At 24.2% G+C, this 339-nt stretch carries 1 pseudogene; it reads right to left on the bottom strand.

Features of this window, described 5'->3' with window-relative positions:
* Nucleotides 1-290: pseudogene (locus ACYQ44_RS10490) on the bottom strand (hypothetical protein); the annotation flags it as partial.
* Between the last annotated feature and the right edge of the window lie 49 nt (nt 291-339).

The following is a 339-nucleotide window of genomic DNA, read 5'->3' on the forward strand; positions in this document are numbered from 1 at the left end:
TATTTAATGGCAAAATTACGGACCTTTCCTTTAGGATAAGGAGTAATAGGCCATTTGATGTCATATCGAACACAATTTCTTAAACTTACATCAAAGATTTTCATTTCTTCATCACTGAGTTCAAAATGATGTATAATAAACTCTTTAAAATTTTTTATATTCTTAAACAATTTTGTGATGATTTTTTTTCTTGCTATGAAAAATGGAGAAATATCATATTCTCTTTCTTCGAAATTTTCAGAATTTGTCAATCTTTTTTCATCTTTTTTCACATCAAAATCTGATAACATTATATTAAAAAAATGCATCTTCTCATAATCCATTGAAAAAAAATTAATA

It is taken from the genome of Marinitoga arctica (assembly GCF_054657315.1).